The sequence below is a fragment of the Sporosarcina sp. E16_8 genome, assembly GCF_017347095.1.
GTDB lineage: Bacteria > Bacillota > Bacilli > Bacillales_A > Planococcaceae > Sporosarcina.
This window is the reverse complement of the sequence record NZ_JADPRZ010000007.1, coordinates 56,568-77,184: the sequence shown is the minus strand read 5'-3', so window position 1 is coordinate 77,184 and position 20,617 is coordinate 56,568. Positions and strand designations below refer to the sequence as shown.

Here is a 20,617-nt window from a genome sequence, read left to right as displayed (position 1 = left end):
AATGAAGAAGAATGCAATAAAGTATGGTTTAGCAACGGTGTTGACACTAGGTGTAATTGGGTCGGCTACAGCCTATGCGAATGCGGATAGCGAGACGAAAAAATCCCCTTCGCTCGAACATAAACACGGAGAACAAGGTGACGCTACAAAGTTCATTTCGGAGAAAGCAGAAGAACTTGGAATTAAAACTGACGGTAAGAACGCCAAAGAAATTTTCGAAGAAGTACAAAAAGCCATGACCCTTAAACACGCGAAAGAACTAGGGATTGAAACTGAAGGAAAAGAAATAAAAGCCCTTCAAAAAGAAATTTGGAATGTGAAACTCCAAAGAGAAGCAACAGAATTAGGCATTGATGCAACTGGCAAGGATGAAGAAACGTTAGCAAAAGAAATTCGAGAAACACAAATTATGAAAGAAGCGAAAGAACTTGGCATCTCCACTAACGGCAAAGACTTCAAAGCACTTGCAAAAGAAGTCGGGGAAGCTAAAGTCTTACAAAAAGCAAAAGAACTGGGTATTGAAACTGACGGCAAAGATAAACATGCCTTGATGGAAGAAGTACGGGACAAAGAAGTTTTCAATGCTGCAGAAAAACTAGGCATCAATACAGCCAACAAATCCGCACGTGAACTGATGGATGAAATCCGTACAAATTACGCCGACAAAGCTGAAGAATTGGACCTCTTCCATTCAAGAGGAAAAAAAGACTTTTTCTTCGATAGACCACGTGATGGTAAAGGAAAACATTTTGAAGGTGGACATGAACATGGCAAAGGTGAGCGAGAAGGAAAATAACACTCAGAAATAAATCGACTGAACGGAAAAACGAATCTGTTTTTCCGTTTTTTTATTCTATTTCATTCTCTGTAATAGTTTGTTCATATTTCTGCTGTAGAATGAATGTATATCAAACATTGGAGGAATTAAAATATGCGTAAAAAGAAGTTATTCCCATTGTTAGCAGTCAGTCTACTCGCAATTATTCTAACTGTCACAACGGGCTGCTCAAAAGATTCAAAGGCAACAGATGAAACCGTAGCAACTATAGGTGATGAAAAAATTACGAAAGATGAATTATATGAAGTTCTCGTTCAATCAGCTGGGCAAGAAGCGCTTACTGCAATGATTGATGATAAAGTCGTTGTACTCGAGTTAAAAAAAGAAAAAGTCTCCGTTTCCGATAAAGAAGTAGATGCAGAACTTGCAATATACGTCGAAAATGCCGGTGGGCAGGAAGCTTTTGACGCTGCACTCAAGACAAATGCTATGACAGAGAAAGAGTTCAAGGAGAATATTGTTGATTATTTGTCTATCCGAAAAATAATTGAACCACGGATTGAGATAACTGATGAGGATATCAAAGCATACTTCGAAGAAAACAAAGAGTCTTTCAACGAGGAAGAACAAGTAGCAGCTAGCCATATATTAGTGGAAGATGAAGCCACAGCGAAAAAAGTTGCGAAGAAACTTGCAGACGGAGAGGATTTCGCTACACTTGCAAAAGAATTCTCAACGGATACAATGAGTGCAGAAAATGGCGGAGAATTAGGCCTTTTCCCACGCGGTAAAATGGTAGCTGAATTTGAAGATGTAGCATTTTCAATGAAAGTTGATGCAATTAGCGACCCTGTAAAAACAGAACACGGTTATCATATTATTCACGTAACCGATAAGAAAGCAGCAAAAAAAGCAGTATTAAGTGAGCTTAAGGAAGAAATTAAAGGGCTATTACTAGAAGAAGGTGTACAAGTAGAGTACGTTAATTGGTTAGATGAAGTTAAGTTGGACTATAAAATTGAGAATTCGTTACTAACAAAATAAGAAACTTATCCATCAAACTTAACTCCCTTCAATGCAGAATGATAGATACTGCGTGGGCTTATTTGAATAAGTGATTGATTGAAGGAACGGAAAAGCTGAATCAGCTTTTCCGTTCTTTTTGTGCTTGTCGGTGATAAATCAGCAACCGTTAACCATATAATCAGTGTGCTATGATAAACCTACTTACCTACAACTCGATGAAAAAGAGGTGTTCCTATGAATTTCATTGCTTGGACAATCGTCGCCTGTGAAATTGGTTTCTGGGTCGTCATTGCTCTCGGGCTTATCACTCGCTACATTTTCAAACGAAAAAAGCTCGGTTTTTTCTTTCTTGCTTTGACGCCAGTTGTCGATTTAATCTTACTCATCGTCACAGCAACCGACCTATACAACGGGGCAACCGCAACGCAAGTACACGCCATCGCGGCAATCTATCTCGGTTCTTCCATCGCGTTCGGCAAAAGCATGATCCGTTGGGCTGATGAACGGTTTCAATTCTACATTCAAAAAACGGGCACAAAACCTGTACGTAAGGTCGGATTCGAATACGCTCGCCACTCGATGAAAGGTACATTGCAACATCTGCTTGCTTATATAATCGGCGGCGCTTTCCTTGTCGCTATGATTTATTTCATCGGGGATCCAGCAAGAACAGAGGTACTATACGCCACCTTGAAAGTATGGGCACTCGTTCTCGGGATTGACTTTATTATTTCTATTTCGTACTTCATCTGGCCGCGGCCGAAGAAAGTTAAATAGGTTAATTGCATTGGTTTATGATCGGGTGCGCGGAGTTTATGATCGCTTAACAACTTATATGATCGCGCGTGCGGGGTTTATGATTGGTTTACAACTTATATGATCACGCGTGCGGGACTTATGATCGCTTAACAACTTATATGATCGCGCGTGCGGGGTTTATGATCGCTTAACAACTTATATGATCGCGCGTGCGGGGTTTATGATCGGTTTACAACTTATATGATCGCGCGTGCGGGGTTTATGATCGGTTTACAACTTATATGATCGCGCGTGCGTGGGGTTTACGATCGCGCAACAACTTATATGATCGCGCGCGCGGGGTTTACGATCGCGCAAAGACTTATATGATCGCGCGCGCGAGGTTTACGATCGCGCAACAACTTATATGATCGCGCGCGCGAGGTTTACGATCGGTCATTTTCCAAATATAGATCAACCCATTTCTAAACACAAAAAAACCGACCCATCACAGGCCGGCTTCAGTCACACTTATGCGTTCATACTCTTCAATGCCGCTCCAACTTTTACTGTACGTCCAGCTTGATGAGCAACCGCTGCTTTAATTACCCCTTCGTCGTCCGCGATTTTTCCGTCTTGTCCGACTGTCACACTTGTGCCGTACGGGTTACCGCCAGCTGCAAATGTAACCGCGTCTGTATATCCAGGCGCTGCAACAACTGCACCCCAATGGTACATCGTTGTGTAAAGGGACAGGATTGTCGCTTCCTGGCCGCCATGCGGGTTTTGTGCAGATGACATTGCGCTTACTGCTTTGTTAGCGAGCTTGCCTTGGAACCAAAAACCACCTAATGTATCAAAGAAACTTTGGATTTGCCCAGGTACATTACCGAAACGCGTTGGTACACTAAAGATAATTGCATCTGCCCACTCAAGATCTTCTCCTGTTGCAACAGGAACGTCTTTCGTTGCTTCAGCATTAGCTTTCCAGCCTGGAGATGAATCGATTGCAGCTTGTGGAGCTGTTTCAGCCACTTTCATCAGTCTAACTTCAGAACCTGCTGCTTCAGCAGCCTCTGCCGCCCATTGTGCTAATTGATAGTTCGTACCGCCTGAACTGTAGTATACGATTGCTGTTTTTGTTTTTGTCATGTTTACCGTCTCCTCTTTAGTTGTTGTAGTGGACTTGCCGAATAACCTGTCTAAAAAACTCATTTTTTTGTCTCCACTTCTTGTTTCATTTCCCGAAAATTGTTTTGTACCATTCCGCCGCCGCATCCACTTCTGTACGCGTCAACGAATGACCGTTCATTTCCCAGTGAACTTCCGTCACCGCACCCGCGCCTACCAACAATTCATCCAGATCTTCCGACTCCTTAGCAGGACAAATCGGATCATTTTTCCCTGCGGTGATGAACACCGGTATGCCAGCTAAATCGGGCAAGTCGATTCCACGTCGCGGAACCATAGGATGATGAAGAATTGCTCCTTTTAAAGCCTCTGCATAATGGAACAGCAAACTTGCTGCGATGTTCGCTCCATTAGAATAGCCAACCGCAATGACATTCAACCTGTCAAAACCGTTTTCTTTTGCAGATTCATCCAAAAATGCATTCAATTCCTTCGTACGGAAGATTAAATCCTCTTCATCAAATACCCCTTCCGCCAATCTACGGAAGAAACGCGGCATGCCGTTTTCAAGGACATTTCCTCGGACACTTAGTACACCTGCATCCGGGTCGATCAAGTCGGCAAGTCCCAGTAAATCCTGTTCCGTGCCCCCTGTGCCATGAAGCAATAGCAACACCGGTTTCGATGCATCTTTTCCTGGTTTATAAATATGTTTCATAGCTCACTCTCTCCTTATTCAATCAATTTCGCGCACTTCAAAAGGGATCAAAGACGATTCCAATTGTTCGCGATTTTTTTCATATTGCGCTGGAAGCATAAGATTTTCGCCCATCGTTTCCACTGACTCGTCATGTGCAAAGCCTGGTGTGTCCGTTGCAATTTCAAACAAAATATCCCCGTGTTCCCGGAAGTAAATCGCATTGAAATAGTTTCTGTCTTTCACCGGTGTCACACCGTAACCGTTCTCTTCAACAAGTGATTTCCAGTCCAGTTGATCCGCATCATCTTCAGCACGCCAAGCGATATGGTGAACTGTGCCTACACCCATTTGTGCACGACCTGATGATGTCATTTTCACATCAACGACATTGCCAATGTCTGCTGTTGAGCGAAACCGGATGTATTCGCCTTCTTCACCGATTTTTTCAAGCCCCATAACCTGTTCAAGAAGATGAGCCGTTTTTTCAGGTTGAGTAGATAATAGCGTTGCACCACCGAACCCTTTTATGGCGACATCCGCAGTTACTTCACCAATCATCCATTCATTCTTTACCCCATCTTCTCGCTCGACAATTTCAATTCTCAAACCATGTGGATCATCAAATGATACATATGTTTCGCCAAAACGGTTTGATTTGCTAAACGCAATCTTAAATTTCTTAAGACGGTTTTCCCAGAAAGTCATTGCCCCGACTGGCACCGCGTACGACGTAACACCGACTTGACCATCCCCAATTGTTCCTTTTCGAGCATTAGCCCATGTGAAAAATGTAATGATCGTACCCGGTGCACCGTTTCCATCACCAAAATATAGATGGTACGTCCCCGGATCATCGAAGTTGACGGTTTTCTTGACAAGACGTAACCCAAGAACTCCCGCGTAAAAGTCGACGTTTTCTTGCGGATGTCCGACGATTGCAGTTATATGGTGAATACCCATTGATTTCTTCGTCATATCAAATCTCTCCTCAAATTAGTAGAAAGTTATTTATCTTGAATTCAAGGTAATCATAACAAGTGGCCTTTTCATTGTCAATCAGTTGGCTTAAGGAGCGTATATTAGTGAAAGAAAACTACCACGGCTAACTTGATCAACAATAGGACGCAAAAAAAAACAAATAAAGAGGCTATCCGAGTTAGTTAGGATAACCTCTTTATTGCCTACTCAATCATGCCATTGTGTAAAGGTTGTATTGATTCTTGCCACTTTTCGCAGTGTATTAAGTGTGCTCGATTCACTATTCAAAATTAGAAATCCGCCAGTATCGCCAAGCAATTACTTCCGACATCCACGCAAGCCCCTTACTTTCCGCCTGGTGGATTGGCTTCCAGTCATCCCTTGCTCCGCGCATCAAGTAAATCTCATGATGAGGCGCCTGATCGTGGTAGCCTGTCATATCAAACGTTCCGTCTCGCCGCATAACTGCCCGTACTTCATAGTTAATGTCAGGTGCCGTTGTAAGGGGGTTCCCAACAGCGTGCATGAGATGAAACCCAGCCTCGTCTTCTCCGTGATTTGTCCGTTTCAACGTAATCCCGTCGTGTGAAGCAGTTGCTTGTTTCCTAAAGCGCTTGAATGCATCATAGGCAATCGACGGCCCAACATCCCTCGTAAACGTCAGCGGAGAACGTTCAAGATCATATGCCAGCTCAACGTCGACCCATGTGCGATAACGGGGCCCATTTGGATCGAATCCCCTGTCATCTCCTTTGAAATAACGATTCCATGACAGTGGATTCGGATTCAACACCCAGTCTTCCTCCAAAAACGTCATGTAGCGAAATTCCCATCTGTCCACATTTGGGAGACGGAATCTATCTTGAACTGACGTCAGCAACTCAAGTGGCTTAGCGATAACTTTTGTCACCGAAAACTGTTCAATCGCTGCCACTTCCTTCGATGAAACCGGATTCAACATCCCAAAAATAGTGGCGATAATCGACTGAAACACATTGAATCGTTCTTCTGACTTCGCAAGCGAGCGCTTCGATTCAATGGTATACGTATAGATTTCATCTAACGAAAAGTCCCTGTCAATGTAACGATTGTCGTTCACCGTTGTCATATGCGTCCCATTTCGGTAGATGTCATATTCAGCGACATCTCTGATTTCCTCCCAGGACAATGCAATTTGCGTCTTTGCGACAATCGTTGTCATGACGAGCGACTGGAGCGGACTTTCTTTGTTCTTCTGTTCAGCAAATGCTGACGTCTGCAAGGTAATAACGTCAACAACGACGCCGTCTTCAATACGTTCGATTACGTAATTATATAGTTTCGCATGCTTGAAATCACCGTCACTAAATTCAGAGACCGTTCCTTCATACAAATGATGCCCGTCTTTATAGACTTTGTAGGTTCCTCCGACATCATTCCATGTGAAATAGATTAAATCCGTTTCATGCAAAACAGTTTGTATTTCAAACAGTTTCTTTTTCATCCACACACCACGCCCCTTGTTTGGAAGTGTGGTGTATTTTGCGAACGGTTAAACATCACATTTCGATACCTGTCAATGACAGAAGAACTGCGCCTTTTAAACGACTTGCTGCTTCTCCGGGATCTTCTTCTCCGGAAATTGCGGAAATAACCGCTATCCCAGATGCACCCGCTTTAATGACAGCACCGGCTCTGTGTTCTGTAATTCCCCCAACAGCAACAATTGGTAATCCAGGTAGCAATGACACCACCTCACTAATTGTTTCGATACCAATAACAGGTTGCGTATCCGCTTTTGTTTGCGTCTCGTAAACTGGACCCAGACCGATATAATCTGCCCCGGCATCAGCTGCCGCAATCGCTTCAGTTACATTATGCGTAGAAACACCAATCAGCATATCTGGACCGACCTTATCACGCACTACTGATATATATCCGTCTTCCTGCCCGATATGAATACCATCCGCACCAATCTCAATCGCAAGATCTATATCATCATTGACGATGAAGGGCACACTATACTTTTCACACAGTTGCTGGCACGCAAGTGCAAAAGCCTTCAATTCTTCACCCACTAATGCGCTAGGCCCTTTTTCACGTAATTGAAAGCTCGTTACGCCACCCTTTAGCGCTTCTTCTAAGACATGCAACGGATCGCGTCCCGCCAAATTCACTGTGCCCATGATGAAATACAAGTTAACTGTTTGCTTATCCATAAACTACAACCCCTTCCATTGTCTTGTTGCCGCGGCGTCCATAAGCCCAGTGATTCGTCGGACCATGACCGCCACCAATTTTAAGTCCATCTTCAATTGCTGTATGGATGAAACACTTTGCAGAAACAACTGCATTCGCTGCTGTTTCCCCATTTGCCAAAAACGCTGTCAGTGCCGCTGAATACGTGCACCCTGTTCCATGCGTGTCTTTCGTATCAATCCACGGTGCACGAACCGAAAACCGTTCCCCATCCGATCCCATGAACAAATCTTCCGCATAGGGCGCATCTTTTCGATGGCCCCCTTTAATAAGGACCGCCCCCGCACCCAATGCTAGTATATGTTTCGCTGCTTTCTCTATGTCTGCATTCGTCTTTATTTCCATTCCTGCAAGCACTTCTGCTTCCGGAATATTAGGTGTAACAATAGCCGCAAGGGGTATTAGTACTGCCTTCAATGCTTCAACCGCATCCTTTTCCAGCAAGGAAGCACCGCCTTTCGCAATCATTACCGGATCAATAATGAGCGGAATGCCACGCCAATGAAATGCATCGGCCACTGCATGGATAATTTCCGCCGAAAATAACATTCCCGTCTTTATCGCTTTAACGTCGAAATCTTCCATAACCGCCTGAATTTGCGCTGTAACAATAGCCGCATCAATTGGCTGTATCGCCTTCACTCCAAATGTATTTTGCGCCGTTACCGCCGTCAATGCTGACGCACCAAACACACCTAGTTCCTGAAACGTCTTCAAGTCCGCCTGTATACCTGCCCCGCCGCCACTATCCGACCCCGCAATTGTTAATGCCACACGTACCATTCGATTCGCCACCCTTTAATTTGTACTAAAAAGCCGCTTTCCGGTGGCGTAAGAAAGCGGCTAGCCATTTAACTATTCGTAAAAGGCGTACCCACTTTCCTACGCCGGTATAATCCGGATCAGGTTCCAAGGGTCCGCGCATTCATGCACGTCTCAGCCTAAAAAAGGCTCCCCTAGTGGTTGTTAAACTATTCAGCTTTGTAGCAAGTGTAACATAGTTGATGTAGAGACGTGGGAATGATTGGTCTATTTCTGCTAAATAGTTTATTCTATCCCAGGCTCGGGAAGAGTATAGGTGAATACATAAACCGAAAGAAGGTCAAACCTATGCACAGAGCAGACAGCAGGCCGAATAATCCCGACAAATCCATGTGGTTCAGTCTTTTCGGGACACTCGTTATTATCGCAGTGGTCATTATTAGGAGTCTTACATCGAGTTAACATTTACCCCAAAAGGCAGTTTCACCAAACCGATAAGGGTAGAGAAGCTGCCCACTTTTTGTCTATCTTATAAGTTAAACATAGCCTTATGCCAATTTCTCAGTAGCAGCGAAGTACGTATCCTCTTTCTCAGGGTCAAAACGACCTTCCCACTTCGACATCACAACAGTCGCCAGCGAATTGCCGATAACGTTGACAACCGTTCGTGCCATATCTAGAATGCGATCAATTCCTGCAATAAACGCCAGGCCTTCGAGTGGTATACCGACAGTTCCCAAAGTCGCTAATAAAACAACGAACGAAGCGCCCGGCACACCCGCCATTCCTTTTGACGTCACCATTAAGACCAACACTAATGTAATTTGTTCCGTAATACTCAATTCAATCCCATACATCTGAGCGATGAAAATTGCCGCCAACGCCTGGTACAACGTTGAACCATCCAAGTTAAATGAATATCCCGTCGGAATAACAAATGAGACGATATCTTTCGGACAACCGAACTTCTCCATTTTCTCCATAATTCTAGGCAACACCGTTTCTGAACTAGCTGTCGTAAACGCCAAAAGCAGTTCGTCTTTCAGCACTTTCATAAGACGGAAAATACTCGTACCCACCATCTTTGCAATGATACCCAATACAACAATAATAAAGAATATCATCGTCGCATAGACAAGTAGCGCCAGTTTCCCAAGTGGGATCAATGATTGCAATCCAAATTTCGAAACCGTTACACCGATTAAACCAAATACTCCAATGGGCGCAAATTTCATAACCAAGTTCGTGACCCAAAACATGGCATCCGCAGTTCCTTGGAAAAATGCCAGCACCGGTTTTCCTCTGTCACCGATCGCAGCAACTCCTAAACCAAACAAAACGGAGAAGAAAATGATCGCCAACATATCCCCCTCACCCAAGGATTGAATAATATTCGTCGGAACAATATTGACAATGATGTCAATGAGACCGTTATCCACCATCGATTCAGTCGTTTCAACATGCTTCGATATATCCGTTTTCGTAAGCGCAGACATGTCGATGCCCGTACCTGGTTGGAATATGTTAGCTGCCAACAAACCGACAAGTATCGCAATCGTCGTAACAACTTCAAAATAGATCAATGTTTTCCCGCCGAGTTTACCTAACTGCTTGATATCCCCAGTCCCAGCAACGCCAATAATTAATGTAGAAACGATAATTGGAACCACAATCATTTTAATCATGCTAATGAAGATTGTACCAAGTGGTTGCAAATAGGTTTCCACCGCCGGATTCCCGTAAAAAATGCCACCCACAGCAATCCCTAAAATTAATCCTGCAAGAATTTGATAGGCTAAAGTAAATTTAAACTTCTTCTTCATCAATAACTCACCCCTTATACCCAATGAAACCGCTTCCACAACTTCGGAAGTAGGTTTATAGAATATACTATGGGCAACTTATCAAATCCGACGAAATCCGACATTTAATTATTCAGTATCTTTAAAAAACTTTAATTTCATATAGACAATTAATCATATTTCCCCGATCAAGACTGACCAAGTTTATCAACTGCTTCAAGGTATAATACTTGTATAAATTTTTTAGTATTTATTTTCACTTTTACGGGCTCATGACAGTCTTCTTGAATCTGTTTCATTCGATTGCGTATTTCTTGAAAGTCGAAATAACGAGGTGCATAATACTCAAACTCCAGTGTCGTGTAATCCACTGCCCCTAAAGAAGCCAAATTATTAACGGCAGCAAGAATCGTTCTGCGAATCCGTTGCTCAATAGCTTTGCTTTCTTTTGCTACGTCAACATTGTTCATCTTGCTTGCAACCGCTTCATATAGCCCTTTTAATGGTGGCAATTGGCTACCCCGATCTCGCTGGCTCATTAGGATTTCAATCATCGTGACAATATCGTCGCTACCCGCTTCCCCAATAATCCCCATGTCGTTCAATATGGATAAAACGATTTCTTTCACATTTCGCTGCTTCGTCGTTTTAACAGCCGGCCCAATATGTGCCAATGATTCGCGGATTGCAATCAACGAATTTTTCAACCGTAATTTCTCTGCGGTCTTCCTTAAGATACTTTGCACTTCCACGCGGTTAATTGGCTTATGTATAAAAAACTCTACCCCTTTTTCATATGCTTCTCCGACCATTTCTTTATTGACGACTTGAGAAATCATTATGAATTGCCCTTGGTAACCTTGCTTTTTCAACTGCTCCATCGTTTCAATTCCATCCAGCTCCGGCATTAACAAATCGACCAAAACAATATCAGGTTGCAATGAAAGGACGGGCGAAAGAGCCTTCATCCCACTTTCGGCATCGCCAATTACTATGCCTAGATCCCCCTCCATTATGACTTTCTCCAACATTCTTCGACTTGCCATGTCATCATCAATTATAAAATAGCGCAGCGTTATTCAACTCTCTTTCGAATGTTATGAATCGGAATCCAAACATAAAAAATCGTTCCTTTTTCCAGAGTTTCGATTTGAATTTGTCCTTCCAACGTCTGAAGGATTTCCTGTACATGAGATAAACCGATTCCCGTTGCGGCAACACCACGGTCGTTAAACTTCGTTGTATAGCCCGGTTCAAAAATGATTGGAACATCCTCTTTCGGAATGCCTTTGCCGGTATCCTTTATCTTGAAACAAATGATTTCCCCATCCTTGTGAATTTCAAAATCAATTTCCCCCATATCCGCAATGGATTCAACAGCGTTGGCGGTAAGATTATTTAACAACGCAAGTAGTGGGATATGTTGGTCCGTTTCAAAATCGACAGCCGCCGACAACCGGAAAGTAATCGTCCTCTTTAACAACTCACTATATTTTTCATTTGCTGTCACAACAAATCCAAGCAGTTCGGTAAGTAAGAACACATCATTCCTTTTTACGTACGTAATTTTGGAAAGCCCCGACAAAATACGCTGTGAATCCTTCTTCACTTCATGGATTTCTTGCGCTATGGCTAACGCTTGTACACTTAACGCCTGAAGGTTCCCCTTTTTCAGCTTACGATAAAGATCATGGCTTGATGCCGTAATTTGTTCAATATGATTCATCGATTTCTGCAAATAGAGCGTTTCCGCATATAATTCAGAACCGACACCAAGCATTTCTTGCATGCGCTTCTTTTGTTCCGATATTGTAATGGAGCTATACAGCCCCACAACAAAGTAACTGCGGAATAAAGCCACCCCGCTGACCAATGCTAAGTCCCCTGCATTTAAGCCTCCGCGATGTAACAGCAAGTCGCGAATCAAGAACTCGGCGCTGTTACCTATAAAATCGAATAGTGCCACCCAAGCCCCTAACAGTAACGGTAGCGTTTTGTACGTCTCTATATTGATGATACTTACCCCAAGTGCAAACAGAAAGTAAAATAGGAATGTAGGCAAGTGATTGTGCAAACTTGCCAATAAATTAAACTCTACGAGCGTCATGTCAATGAATAGACGAAAACAAACAACTGTTATTCCTGTTACGAGTCCCGTTAAGATAGGAAACGCAGGCGGTCGAATAAGAATCAACAGAAAGTAAACAATACTTCCCATCCCAAAACGAAAAACCTCTCCGCTAAATGGAATCACTTTAAATTCACCAACAACCGCCGTCAATACTGCCGTCAAAACCAATGCGGCTCCATTCGACCTAATTAATTTTTGATTGCAGACTTTTTTTAACATGATACTCTCCCATTTAAAATTATGTATAGTGACGCGTGTAAAAGAACCTTACACTATGCGATAATAACTACCTTTAATTGAAATTATATCACGACTTGCGATAAGCACTATCCAAATTCAAAAATACCCTACGTACTTGTATTTTAGTGACTGGAAAAACCATTACAAAAAACGCCTGCACAACAAACCATCGTGAAAATTTAAACATTCACGGAGGTTTATTATGCAGGCACTCACTATTACTTATTCATCTGAGCAAGAAATTCACCTAAAGGGTCTTCTTCCTCTTCTTCGACAAGCGTGTTTTCTGGTCCTTTTAACTGTTCCCAATCAAAGTTATCCAAATCATCATCAATATCAGTATTTATTAAGTGATCTTCTATCTCCAGTTCTACGTCGGCGCTCGTTTCTTCCTGAAGATATAAAGCATCATCTACGTTTATCGCATTGCTATTCAGTGATGCAAAGAGTGCAGCCGTACGGTTCGGATCAGCCATCAGTTGATACACGATACTCCCCAAAAGCGCCTCGGAATGTTCATGTTTCAACCAATCACGTTGCGCTTTTGTCAGTCCTTTTGGTAAAGGAATTACGATGACCTCTTTATGCTTTATTAGAGAATCATTCACACCGTCTATCACGAACTCCGCAATTTTACTGGAAAAGTTTCTTCTTTCGACTTCTTTCAACTTTTGCAGTTGCCTTAATGTGTGGTCAGATGTGTCTGACGGCAGACGAAACGTAATGGGCTGACCCCTCTTCAATCCTGTCTCACTCATGAATGATCACCTTACTTTGTTTTAACTAATTTTTCTTCTTCTTTGTATTTTGCTTTCTGGCTTTTTCTTGCAAAGTCTGAAATCAATTTGTAGTAGGCATTGGCCATCATCCAAACGCTTTCTTTTTCATCTTCAAAGAAATCAATATTGAAGCCATCTAAGCTATTATTTAGTGTTTTAAGGTAATCTTTCAGGACAATAGAGCCCCCGCCGATGAAATAGCAGATCTCAGATTGTGAGTTTCTTGCCCACACATTCCGTAAATGACGGTATTGCTTTTTCGCTAATTCCAATAGAATCCGGTCTACAATGTCATGCACGCTTGTCCGGCTTCCTTTTACCATGATGTGATTACGGTTGTTTTTCTTCGTAATAATATCCACAACGTCTAGACGGCTGTCCAACTCTACACCATGTCTAGCATAAATTTCTTCCCGAATAGCATCAAGAGACTCTGAAACACCTAAGTTGAAGCCTTGTGCCTTATCATCATCAACTTTACGGTTTCTAATGACCGCAACATCCGTTGATAACCCACCGATGTCTTGTATCAAGATTTGTTTATCGATTAGTTCTTTATTAATGATATTTAAATTATTATCCATTACAAGGTTGATAAATGCAGCAAATCCTTCCGGATAAACCTTTACTTCATCAAATTTAATATTTACTTTTATACCTTGATATTTAGGTGTAACTAAAAACTCTACTTGGTGAACAGAGCTAAGCAACTGGGATCGATAACCAACGTCTTTCCCTTCCTTTACTTCCCTAAGTGGAAGTCCTGTTCCTAGTGTATACGTAGCTTCGATTACATTATTATTACGCTTGAAAATACCTTTATTCTCGTCACGAGCTGCATCTAACGCAAGTGCCGCGAACAACATTACCAAGGTCTGGTCTTCCTCAGACTTGTTGCTACCTGGATCTAGTTCAGTTGAATTACCACTTTTCGTAGCAAGATTCCCAACACGATAAATAGCGTTGTTATCTTTTAGTGTTGGGGAGTGCAAACGAATATGAATGCCTTCAGTAGGCTCTTGGTTGTCGAGTTCTTCAATTCCGATAATCGGACGATCTGCAACATCTTGTGCAATTACATTCGGTATATTTAGTTCTGCTTCCAACTTACCGAAAATGGCTTTCAATGAATCATTTCCTACGTCTATTGCTGCAATGCGAGTTTCTGTCATAAAAATCATCCTCCCCAATTATTCTGGCTTTCTATTGAAATGGTACTGGAACTTTGTTTGCAGGTCAATCCTATTCAACTACTTAACACACAAATGTAATATTGTGTACTCATCCGTAAACTTGTAAACATTAATGTGTACCTATATAAACACTGGTTGTGTACTAGTTTGTATACTTGTACACGTTAATGTTTACAAACGTGTACACTAATGTGTACAACGTGACTATTAATGTATACTTCAAAAAAACGGAGTTGCTATGATCATTTATTAAAGTTCGATGTAAGCTCTTTTCCCCCTCCCCTCTCCAACTATAAGGCGAAGCAGAACTCACTTTCCATTCAATCAAACGTTTTTTATAGATGACATTCAGTATATGTTATCCCCCTAGTCTAAAAATTCTGTATCCAAATATTGCTAGTGGATCTGTTTCCACTCTCATCGGTGGCATTTTAGCTGGTCGCCAAGCAATTCCGACTTCTCAGCACTCTCTCTAACATACCTCTACGAGATGAACAATATCAATCTGTACGGATCGACTTAAGTCGCACACTGGTAATCCAGGCGCGTCTAGTGATAGGTAGACTAATGATAAGTACCCGAACAAGACAAAGCGAAAAAGAGTAGACAGTTTAAATTGCACATCTACTCTTTTTCACCCTTTATGCAATTGTGATTCATTTCCCAAATCGCACTACTCATTACTAAGGAGTATCCGATTCAATTCGTTTCATGAATTCCTCTACTGCACTATAACCCTGCTGCTTTAAATACCAGTTATTCGCCGCGGCTTCGATCAAGCCTGCGATATCACGACCCGGTTGAAGTTGGATTTGGATATGTGGAATCTGAACGTCCATGTATTCCACAAACTTTGTTTCCTGTTCCAACTCATTATTCAAGTCATTTTCCTTCCACTTGGTCAATTCGATGTCCAACGCAATCCTCGTTTCATCCTGGAAAGCAGCTCTTCCATAAAGGCGCACCACGTTTAACAAGCCGATACTACGTAAAGCAAGAAATTCTTTGCTGTTTTCGTCGTGCGTGCCGAGCAAGGTTTGTGGGCTAAGCTTTTTCAACACCACGACATCATCCGCTACCAGCCGATGTCCCCGACCAATCAATGTATGAGCGGTCTCACTTTTCCCTACACCAGACTTGCCGCGCAGTAGAATACCCATCCCCGATACATTGACACAAACACCGTGTATTGCAATTTCTGGAGCCATTGCTTTCACAACATACGCATCCAATTTCGCGCTCAGTTCACTCGTGGAATCACGAGTACGTAGCACCGGTATCTTCTCTTCCGTACAGTATTGGATCAGTCCCAGTGGCTCCTCCTGTTGGGATGTAATAATGATACAAGGAGGAGCGTATTGAACAATATTTGCAATCCGTAGCTTGCACTCCTCAAACGTCAGCGTATGAAGATAATTAACTTCGTTTTTACCAAGTATCTGAACATGTTCCGTTGCAATGAAATCAAATTTATCCATAAACTCTAATCCCGGACGGCGCACTTTGGATTTTTTTATAATTCGATGCAATTGGTCGTGCCCGCTTAACACTTCCAATGAAAACGTATTACTAATTTCTTCAATCGTAATGTTTTTCATGACGGTCCCCTATTCTTCGGTCAACATAAATCGACATCTTTCCTTAATCCTACACTTAATGTGCTGCCAATAGGTCCTACAATTTTGTGTCCAAATAGGATTTCACACTACTATATAAATTGATATAAAATAACCCTTTCAAATCCGCTTCACTATCAGTCTTACGGCTTCGGCTACCCCCAACGCTAGTTGGAGTCGGAAACTTATTCCCTTATAATCACTTCAACTGTAAATTAACACTAGTAATAGAAAAATCCCTATACTGCTGCATCCGGCCCCACGTCACCATATGCTCATATTCTGGGTGGTCGGGATTAGTAAGAACTTTGAGGAATTGTTCATATCCATGCTCGCCACCTACATCTTCTGGTGGTGTGCTCCCTTCGCCCTCCAAGCAAACAGAATGGTTGGCATCATAGTTCTCTATAATGCTTTCTAGTTCGATATCATGTTGCCAGTCATCACCGAAATCATAACTATACGTCAGCTTGTCGTAGGCAGGGATATATTCCGATAGCTTCACGTCTTTTTCAAGCTTCCTATCCACTTTACCTGGATAGGAAAAAGCCTCCTGATCACAAACAAGGTTGATGATTGGTTTCTGGACTTCGTTATTAAGTCCTACTGCGACGAGCTCTTTCGGAGTAACCGCCTTATCATAAATAGTAAAATCATGAAGGTGGTAATCCTGCCATCCAAAAGCTGTCTGCAGAATTCGATGCAACTCGTTAAACGTTTTGTTTATAGGAACCACTAGTCGCCGCCACACTTGATGATTTTCAAGCCTAAGTGTAACTTTCAGAACTGCTGCTTTCGTTTCAAAAATTGGTTGACCAGCAAAAAGTTTGAGATCCTTATACAACTCTTCATGCGGGAGTAAATAACTGTTCTTTCCGTCCCCGACTAAAATACGGCTAATCCTGATACCCATTTCCGGCTGAAAAATAGAATCACTATCCCATAACTCATCATAAAAGTAGACATTTTCACAAGCCTTGTTCATCCTTGCCACAGAAGTCCGGTCCTTTGTCTTCGTAATGGAAACTTCCTTGGAGTGCAGTAAATACTGCTTAATTACCTCGTCCTTTATCCCCTCGCCCTGGAAAGCTTCGCGGATTCCTTGCAAGGCAATCTCGTTAAATCTTGTAAATTCTTTTGCTTTTAGCCCGTACAGCACAACAGCATAACGATTATGATCGTTCATAAGTACAACCACTTTCCTGCGATTAACTATGATTATATTCGCGTGCCAAGAGAAAAATGGATCTACCTCCGCAACTGATTCAGCTTCGACTTTGAGTTCAACTAACATTTTTTTCGTACAGCGTATTAACATAATTGAACACTCCTCTTCTTTTCGGGGACTGGCCCTGAAATTTTGGTGATTATTTATAATAAAACCAAAGTACACCTACTAAAAAAACGGCTTCATTCAATAGTAAGTTATTGTTTGCTACCTAGAAGTTTTTTGATTTCCCATTTCCATCAATGGACCTGGAGGTAAACATTTTCTTCATGAATTCGAAAACCATAAAGCCTAGCACACCCCCTAAAGTATTTAACAATAAATCATCCACATTGAATGTTCGTCCCCATAGAAAACCCACACTGCTGAAGATGAGTTGACTACTTTCAATAGATAAACTTGATAAGAAGATTAAAAAAGCCGCCTTTTTCATTCCTTTAATATTAAATAGTAGCGATAAATATACGCCTAAAGGAAACAACATAATCAAATTATTAAAAGACAATTTTACTGAATTCCAAAAGAACCAATCGCCTACATCAAAATTAAGCAGATCCCATAAAAAATAAAAAGGGATTAATTGCATACGTAGCGAGCCATCTGCAATTGGAGGTATAATAATCCGCCCTGTTGTAAGTGTAATTACAGTAATCAGATAGAAAATGAAACTATAAAAAACGAGTCGCCTTAACATACTACTGAATCTTCTTTTTACAAAATCAACTATTATGTAAATTAGTAGACCTGTTAAACCAATCAAAGTAATAATATTTATGCCCATGCTAATCTCCTACTTTCAGAGCAGGATATGCTGATTCTTCCACAATACGAAGTTGTGTTAGTACCAGCTTACCCTAAACTTACCCATTCAAATTTGCAGATATTCAAATTGTACCAAATGAACTTGGACTTTTCCTACTTATCAGCTGATGACTATCTCCTTAGAATTCTATTTATTAATTTAAAGTCGCCAGTATATCCCCCTAAATTGAATTGAAAGCATATTCAATTAATAGTTGGAATTGAAGGTATATATTGACATCTTCATTTTTCTCTGCTAAATTAACATCTAACAATTAAAGTCTGTGACGAGAAATGGTAGGAAAAGAACCCTGTTCTCTAGAGAGTTGACACTTGCTGAAGTCGACGAACAATCCTTATCAGAAAGTCATCTTTGAAATACAAAGCCGAAAAGTTAGTAATCTTCGACGGTTTTCCACCGTTATCTGGAGCACATATGAGAATATGTTGACTGAAAGCCGTTTTTTGAAAATTGCTGAGTTATGGGTATTGCGAGCACAAACTCGTCCCTTTTTCAGGGTCGGGTTTTTTAATTTACCAAAGCCGGAAGGGGATTTACTAGTTATGAAAAATTTAATTGTCGTCTTAGGCTCTCTCATTATTGCATTTGCTTTTAACTGCTTTCTCGTTCCTTTCGGGATTTTAAGTAGTGGTATTAGCGGAATCGCAATTTTACTCGGGCTAATCAGCCCCTTTAATACCGGTCTATTGAATCTAGTGCTTAACTTGCCTTTGATTGTTTTAGGCTACTACAAACTCGGAAAAACAATCACCATCAACACACTGGTTTGCGTCGTTTCGCTTTCGGCATTCTTATATTTGATACCAGTCGCTCCCGTTACAGACAACATTCTGTTGTCTACGGTTTTCGGTGGGGGCATTGGTGGTATGGGCGTTGGTCTTATCCTTAAATACTCGGGTACTTCTGGCGGTTTGGATATTATTGCGATTATCGTTTCCCGTACAAGTTCTTTCAGTATCGGCCTTCTCCTTACGGGGATGAATGGCATAATTGTGCTACTTTCAGGATTTGTCTTCGACTGGGAAATCGCTTTGTATACCCTGTTATCGATTTATATCACAGGTAAAATGATCGATACAATCTTCACGGACCACGTCAAATTGACGATGCAGATTGTATCGACAAAAGGCGATATCATTCGCGATGAGTTATTGGAGTCCATCTATCGTGGTATTACGATTACAGAGGGCTACGGCGGCTATACACGGGAGAAGAAAGACATTTTAATGATGGTTGTTACACGATACGAAACGTTGCATGTTAAAAATATTGTCCGAAAGCATGATGAAGACGCGTTTATTAATATTTATGAGACAGTTGAGGTAGACGGCAAGTTTTCGGTTAACTAGTAGAACGTAAAAATAGGTACCTCGTTCAAAATAACTTCATGTTATTTTAGACGAGGTACCTATTTTATGAGCCTTCATATAATGGATTCCTATTTCATGATTAGATAATTGCAGTGTAGTTACTGAATTGCGTTTGCACAGGCTTTCTCTTACCACTAACTCTCATCTTATTTAATAGTCTCTTTGATGAAACTTCATTATTAATGCCATATCTTTTAATATACTCGGAACCCTCATTCGAATAGTTCACATCCTCTATGATCGTATGATTAACTGTATACCCTGCTTTCTTGACAGCTCTCTCAGCTACCTTATCATGGGCTCCATATGGGTATGAGAAGGCAATAGGCGCAGTTCCTACATTCTTCAAAATCAATTCATGAGCAATCTTTAAGTCCATAATAATCATATATTCCCTTTGTTTGGATGTTATTTCCTCACCATCTTGAGTAGAATTCGTTATCATTGCCTCATAGCCCTTCTGATTATTGTTGCCTCTCCAATGAAAGTCATGTGTATGATTGCCGATTTCCACATAACCGGAATCGCTCATTTCCTTTAATTGCCCCCAACTAGCCATTTGAACGCCAAATCTCTCACCCGATTCAATATGACTCGTTATTACAAATAACGTAGCTTTCATACCTAACTCTTTTAGGATGGGGTAAGCGGCGTTATAAACACTCACAAAGCCATCGTCAATTGTTATCATGAAACTTTTCTCGGGCAACAGTATATAGCCTTTTTGATATAATTCCATCTGCCTATTCGTAATGGCCGTATAGCCGTTTTTCTTTAGCAGTGTCAGATGCTCCCTGAAAACTTTTGGAGTAGTATTAATTCCTGCAAATTCAGGATTTTCATCGAATGAATGATACATCAAAACCGGAATATACTTTGTGTTATTTCTATGACTCACCGAACTACTATATACATGATTCTCGCCGGTAAGGACTGCTGCAATCAGTAAGGTTAATAGGAAAATATAGGAACATGTCTTTTTCACTAGTCCTTCCTCATTCCATCGTTATATTGTTATTAATTCAGCTACGATGGACCTGCGCAACTGTTTGTACATGAGGAGTGAATTTTCGTTACAACATAT

Annotated in this window: 19 protein-coding genes and 1 riboswitch; of the genes, 4 read left to right on the top strand and 15 right to left on the bottom strand. The window is 41.5% G+C overall.

The annotated features are described in order from the left end of the window. Nucleotide 1: 1 nt before the first annotated feature. From I2484_RS07975 to I2484_RS07965, 3 genes are all read left to right on the top strand, one after another. The gene (locus tag I2484_RS07975; RefSeq protein ID WP_207150517.1) at nt 2-796 is read left to right on the top strand and encodes a hypothetical protein; all 795 of its coding nucleotides are present in this window, start codon (nt 2-4) and stop codon (nt 794-796) included. 135 nt (nt 797-931) lie between these two features. Beyond that, the gene (locus I2484_RS07970) at nt 932-1,822 is read left to right on the top strand and encodes a peptidylprolyl isomerase (RefSeq protein WP_207150516.1); all 891 of its coding nucleotides are present in this window, start codon (nt 932-934) and stop codon (nt 1,820-1,822) included. Nucleotides 1,823-2,038: 216 nt separating this feature from the next. After that, nucleotides 2,039-2,581: a hypothetical protein gene (locus I2484_RS07965; protein WP_207150515.1), complete on the top strand. Its 543-nt coding sequence runs from the start codon at nt 2,039-2,041 to the stop codon at nt 2,579-2,581. A gap of 492 nt (nt 2,582-3,073) precedes the next feature. On the opposite strand, the gene wrbA is transcribed toward I2484_RS07965, so the two are convergent. The 14 genes from wrbA to I2484_RS07895 form a co-directional block, all read right to left on the bottom strand. Continuing rightward, the gene (gene wrbA / locus I2484_RS07960; RefSeq protein ID WP_207150514.1) at nt 3,074-3,757 is read right to left on the bottom strand and encodes an NAD(P)H:quinone oxidoreductase; all 684 of its coding nucleotides are present in this window, start codon (nt 3,755-3,757) and stop codon (nt 3,074-3,076) included. A 22-nt stretch (nt 3,758-3,779) separates the two neighbouring features. Next, the gene (locus I2484_RS07955; protein ID WP_207150513.1) at nt 3,780-4,391 is read right to left on the bottom strand and encodes an alpha/beta hydrolase; all 612 of its coding nucleotides are present in this window, start codon (nt 4,389-4,391) and stop codon (nt 3,780-3,782) included. 18 nt (nt 4,392-4,409) lie between these two features. After that, nucleotides 4,410-5,348: a ring-cleaving dioxygenase gene (locus tag I2484_RS07950; RefSeq protein WP_207150512.1), complete on the bottom strand. Its 939-nt coding sequence runs from the start codon at nt 5,346-5,348 to the stop codon at nt 4,410-4,412. A gap of 283 nt (nt 5,349-5,631) precedes the next feature. Continuing rightward, nucleotides 5,632-6,834: a DUF3238 domain-containing protein gene (locus I2484_RS07945; protein WP_207150511.1), complete on the bottom strand. Its 1,203-nt coding sequence runs from the start codon at nt 6,832-6,834 to the stop codon at nt 5,632-5,634. Between the two features lie 55 nt (nt 6,835-6,889). After that, a complete protein-coding gene (thiE, locus tag I2484_RS07940; protein ID WP_207150510.1) occupies nt 6,890-7,549 on the bottom strand; it encodes a thiamine phosphate synthase in 660 nt (219 codons plus the stop codon). Then, complete coding sequence (thiD, locus tag I2484_RS07935; RefSeq protein ID WP_207150509.1) at nt 7,542-8,372, bottom strand: bifunctional hydroxymethylpyrimidine kinase/phosphomethylpyrimidine kinase; 831 nt, start codon at nt 8,370-8,372, stop codon at nt 7,542-7,544. The genes thiE and thiD overlap by 8 nt, the downstream gene beginning before the upstream one ends. A gap of 79 nt (nt 8,373-8,451) precedes the next feature. Continuing rightward, nucleotides 8,452-8,557, bottom strand: a riboswitch (TPP riboswitch). 342 nt (nt 8,558-8,899) lie between these two features. After that, a complete protein-coding gene (locus I2484_RS07930) occupies nt 8,900-10,174 on the bottom strand; it encodes a cation:dicarboxylate symporter family transporter (RefSeq protein WP_207150508.1) in 1,275 nt (424 codons plus the stop codon). Between the two features lie 167 nt (nt 10,175-10,341). After that, the gene (locus I2484_RS07925) at nt 10,342-11,226 is read right to left on the bottom strand and encodes a response regulator (RefSeq protein ID WP_207150586.1); all 885 of its coding nucleotides are present in this window, start codon (nt 11,224-11,226) and stop codon (nt 10,342-10,344) included. Between the two features lie 2 nt (nt 11,227-11,228). Further along, entirely contained in the window at nt 11,229-12,503 is a 1,275-nt protein-coding gene (locus I2484_RS07920; RefSeq protein WP_207150507.1) for a sensor histidine kinase, read from the bottom strand. Between the two features lie 239 nt (nt 12,504-12,742). Then, a complete protein-coding gene (locus tag I2484_RS07915) occupies nt 12,743-13,282 on the bottom strand; it encodes a hypothetical protein (protein ID WP_207150506.1) in 540 nt (179 codons plus the stop codon). An 11-nt stretch (nt 13,283-13,293) separates the two neighbouring features. Then, nucleotides 13,294-14,475, bottom strand: a complete 1,182-nt coding sequence (locus I2484_RS07910) for a ParM/StbA family protein (protein WP_207150505.1) — start codon at nt 14,473-14,475, stop codon at nt 13,294-13,296. Nucleotides 14,476-15,179: 704 nt separating this feature from the next. Then, a complete protein-coding gene (hprK, locus tag I2484_RS07905) occupies nt 15,180-16,094 on the bottom strand; it encodes an HPr(Ser) kinase/phosphatase (protein ID WP_207150504.1) in 915 nt (304 codons plus the stop codon). A 217-nt stretch (nt 16,095-16,311) separates the two neighbouring features. Further along, complete coding sequence (locus I2484_RS07900; RefSeq protein WP_207150503.1) at nt 16,312-17,430, bottom strand: plasmid pRiA4b ORF-3 family protein; 1,119 nt, start codon at nt 17,428-17,430, stop codon at nt 16,312-16,314. A gap of 121 nt (nt 17,431-17,551) precedes the next feature. Then, nucleotides 17,552-18,121: a VanZ family protein gene (locus tag I2484_RS07895; protein WP_207150502.1), complete on the bottom strand. Its 570-nt coding sequence runs from the start codon at nt 18,119-18,121 to the stop codon at nt 17,552-17,554. Nucleotides 18,122-18,705: 584 nt separating this feature from the next. Here I2484_RS07895 and I2484_RS07890 point away from each other — a divergent pair. After that, nucleotides 18,706-19,512 carry a YitT family protein gene (locus tag I2484_RS07890; protein WP_207150501.1) on the top strand — a complete coding sequence of 269 codons (807 nt, stop codon included), beginning with the start codon at nt 18,706-18,708 and terminating at the stop codon, nt 19,510-19,512. 100 nt (nt 19,513-19,612) lie between these two features. Here I2484_RS07890 and I2484_RS07885 read toward each other — a convergent pair whose 3' ends face one another. Then, nucleotides 19,613-20,518 (bottom strand): polysaccharide deacetylase family protein, encoded by a 906-nt coding sequence (locus I2484_RS07885; protein WP_207150500.1) that lies wholly within the window; start codon nt 20,516-20,518, stop codon nt 19,613-19,615. Nucleotides 20,519-20,617: the final 99 nt, after the last annotated feature.

Excerpts from the sequence above, each read along its gene's own strand:
- I2484_RS07965 (WP_207150515.1), top strand. The coding sequence starts at position 2,039 with ATGAATTTCATTGCTTGGACAATCGTCGCCTGTGAAATTGGTTTCTGG.
- I2484_RS07920 (WP_207150507.1), bottom strand. The coding sequence starts at position 12,503 with ATGTTAAAAAAAGTCTGCAATCAAAAATTAATTAGGTCGAATGGAGCC.
- I2484_RS07970 (WP_207150516.1), top strand. The coding sequence starts at position 932 with ATGCGTAAAAAGAAGTTATTCCCATTGTTAGCAGTCAGTCTACTCGCA.
- I2484_RS07955 (WP_207150513.1), bottom strand. The coding sequence starts at position 4,391 with ATGAAACATATTTATAAACCAGGAAAAGATGCATCGAAACCGGTGTTG.
- thiD (WP_207150509.1), bottom strand. The coding sequence starts at position 8,372 with ATGGTACGTGTGGCATTAACAATTGCGGGGTCGGATAGTGGCGGCGGG.
- I2484_RS07975 (WP_207150517.1), top strand. The coding sequence starts at position 2 with ATGAAGAAGAATGCAATAAAGTATGGTTTAGCAACGGTGTTGACACTA.
- I2484_RS07900 (WP_207150503.1), bottom strand. The coding sequence starts at position 17,430 with ATGTTAATACGCTGTACGAAAAAAATGTTAGTTGAACTCAAAGTCGAA.
- I2484_RS07945 (WP_207150511.1), bottom strand. The coding sequence starts at position 6,834 with ATGAAAAAGAAACTGTTTGAAATACAAACTGTTTTGCATGAAACGGAT.
- wrbA (WP_207150514.1), bottom strand. The coding sequence starts at position 3,757 with ATGAGTTTTTTAGACAGGTTATTCGGCAAGTCCACTACAACAACTAAA.
- hprK (WP_207150504.1), bottom strand. The coding sequence starts at position 16,094 with ATGAAAAACATTACGATTGAAGAAATTAGTAATACGTTTTCATTGGAA.
- I2484_RS07915 (WP_207150506.1), bottom strand. The coding sequence starts at position 13,282 with ATGAGTGAGACAGGATTGAAGAGGGGTCAGCCCATTACGTTTCGTCTG.
- I2484_RS07950 (WP_207150512.1), bottom strand. The coding sequence starts at position 5,348 with ATGACGAAGAAATCAATGGGTATTCACCATATAACTGCAATCGTCGGA.
- I2484_RS07895 (WP_207150502.1), bottom strand. The coding sequence starts at position 18,121 with ATGGGCATAAATATTATTACTTTGATTGGTTTAACAGGTCTACTAATT.
- I2484_RS07930 (WP_207150508.1), bottom strand. The coding sequence starts at position 10,174 with ATGAAGAAGAAGTTTAAATTTACTTTAGCCTATCAAATTCTTGCAGGA.
- I2484_RS07910 (WP_207150505.1), bottom strand. The coding sequence starts at position 14,475 with ATGACAGAAACTCGCATTGCAGCAATAGACGTAGGAAATGATTCATTG.
- thiE (WP_207150510.1), bottom strand. The coding sequence starts at position 7,549 with ATGGATAAGCAAACAGTTAACTTGTATTTCATCATGGGCACAGTGAAT.
- I2484_RS07890 (WP_207150501.1), top strand. The coding sequence starts at position 18,706 with ATGAAAAATTTAATTGTCGTCTTAGGCTCTCTCATTATTGCATTTGCT.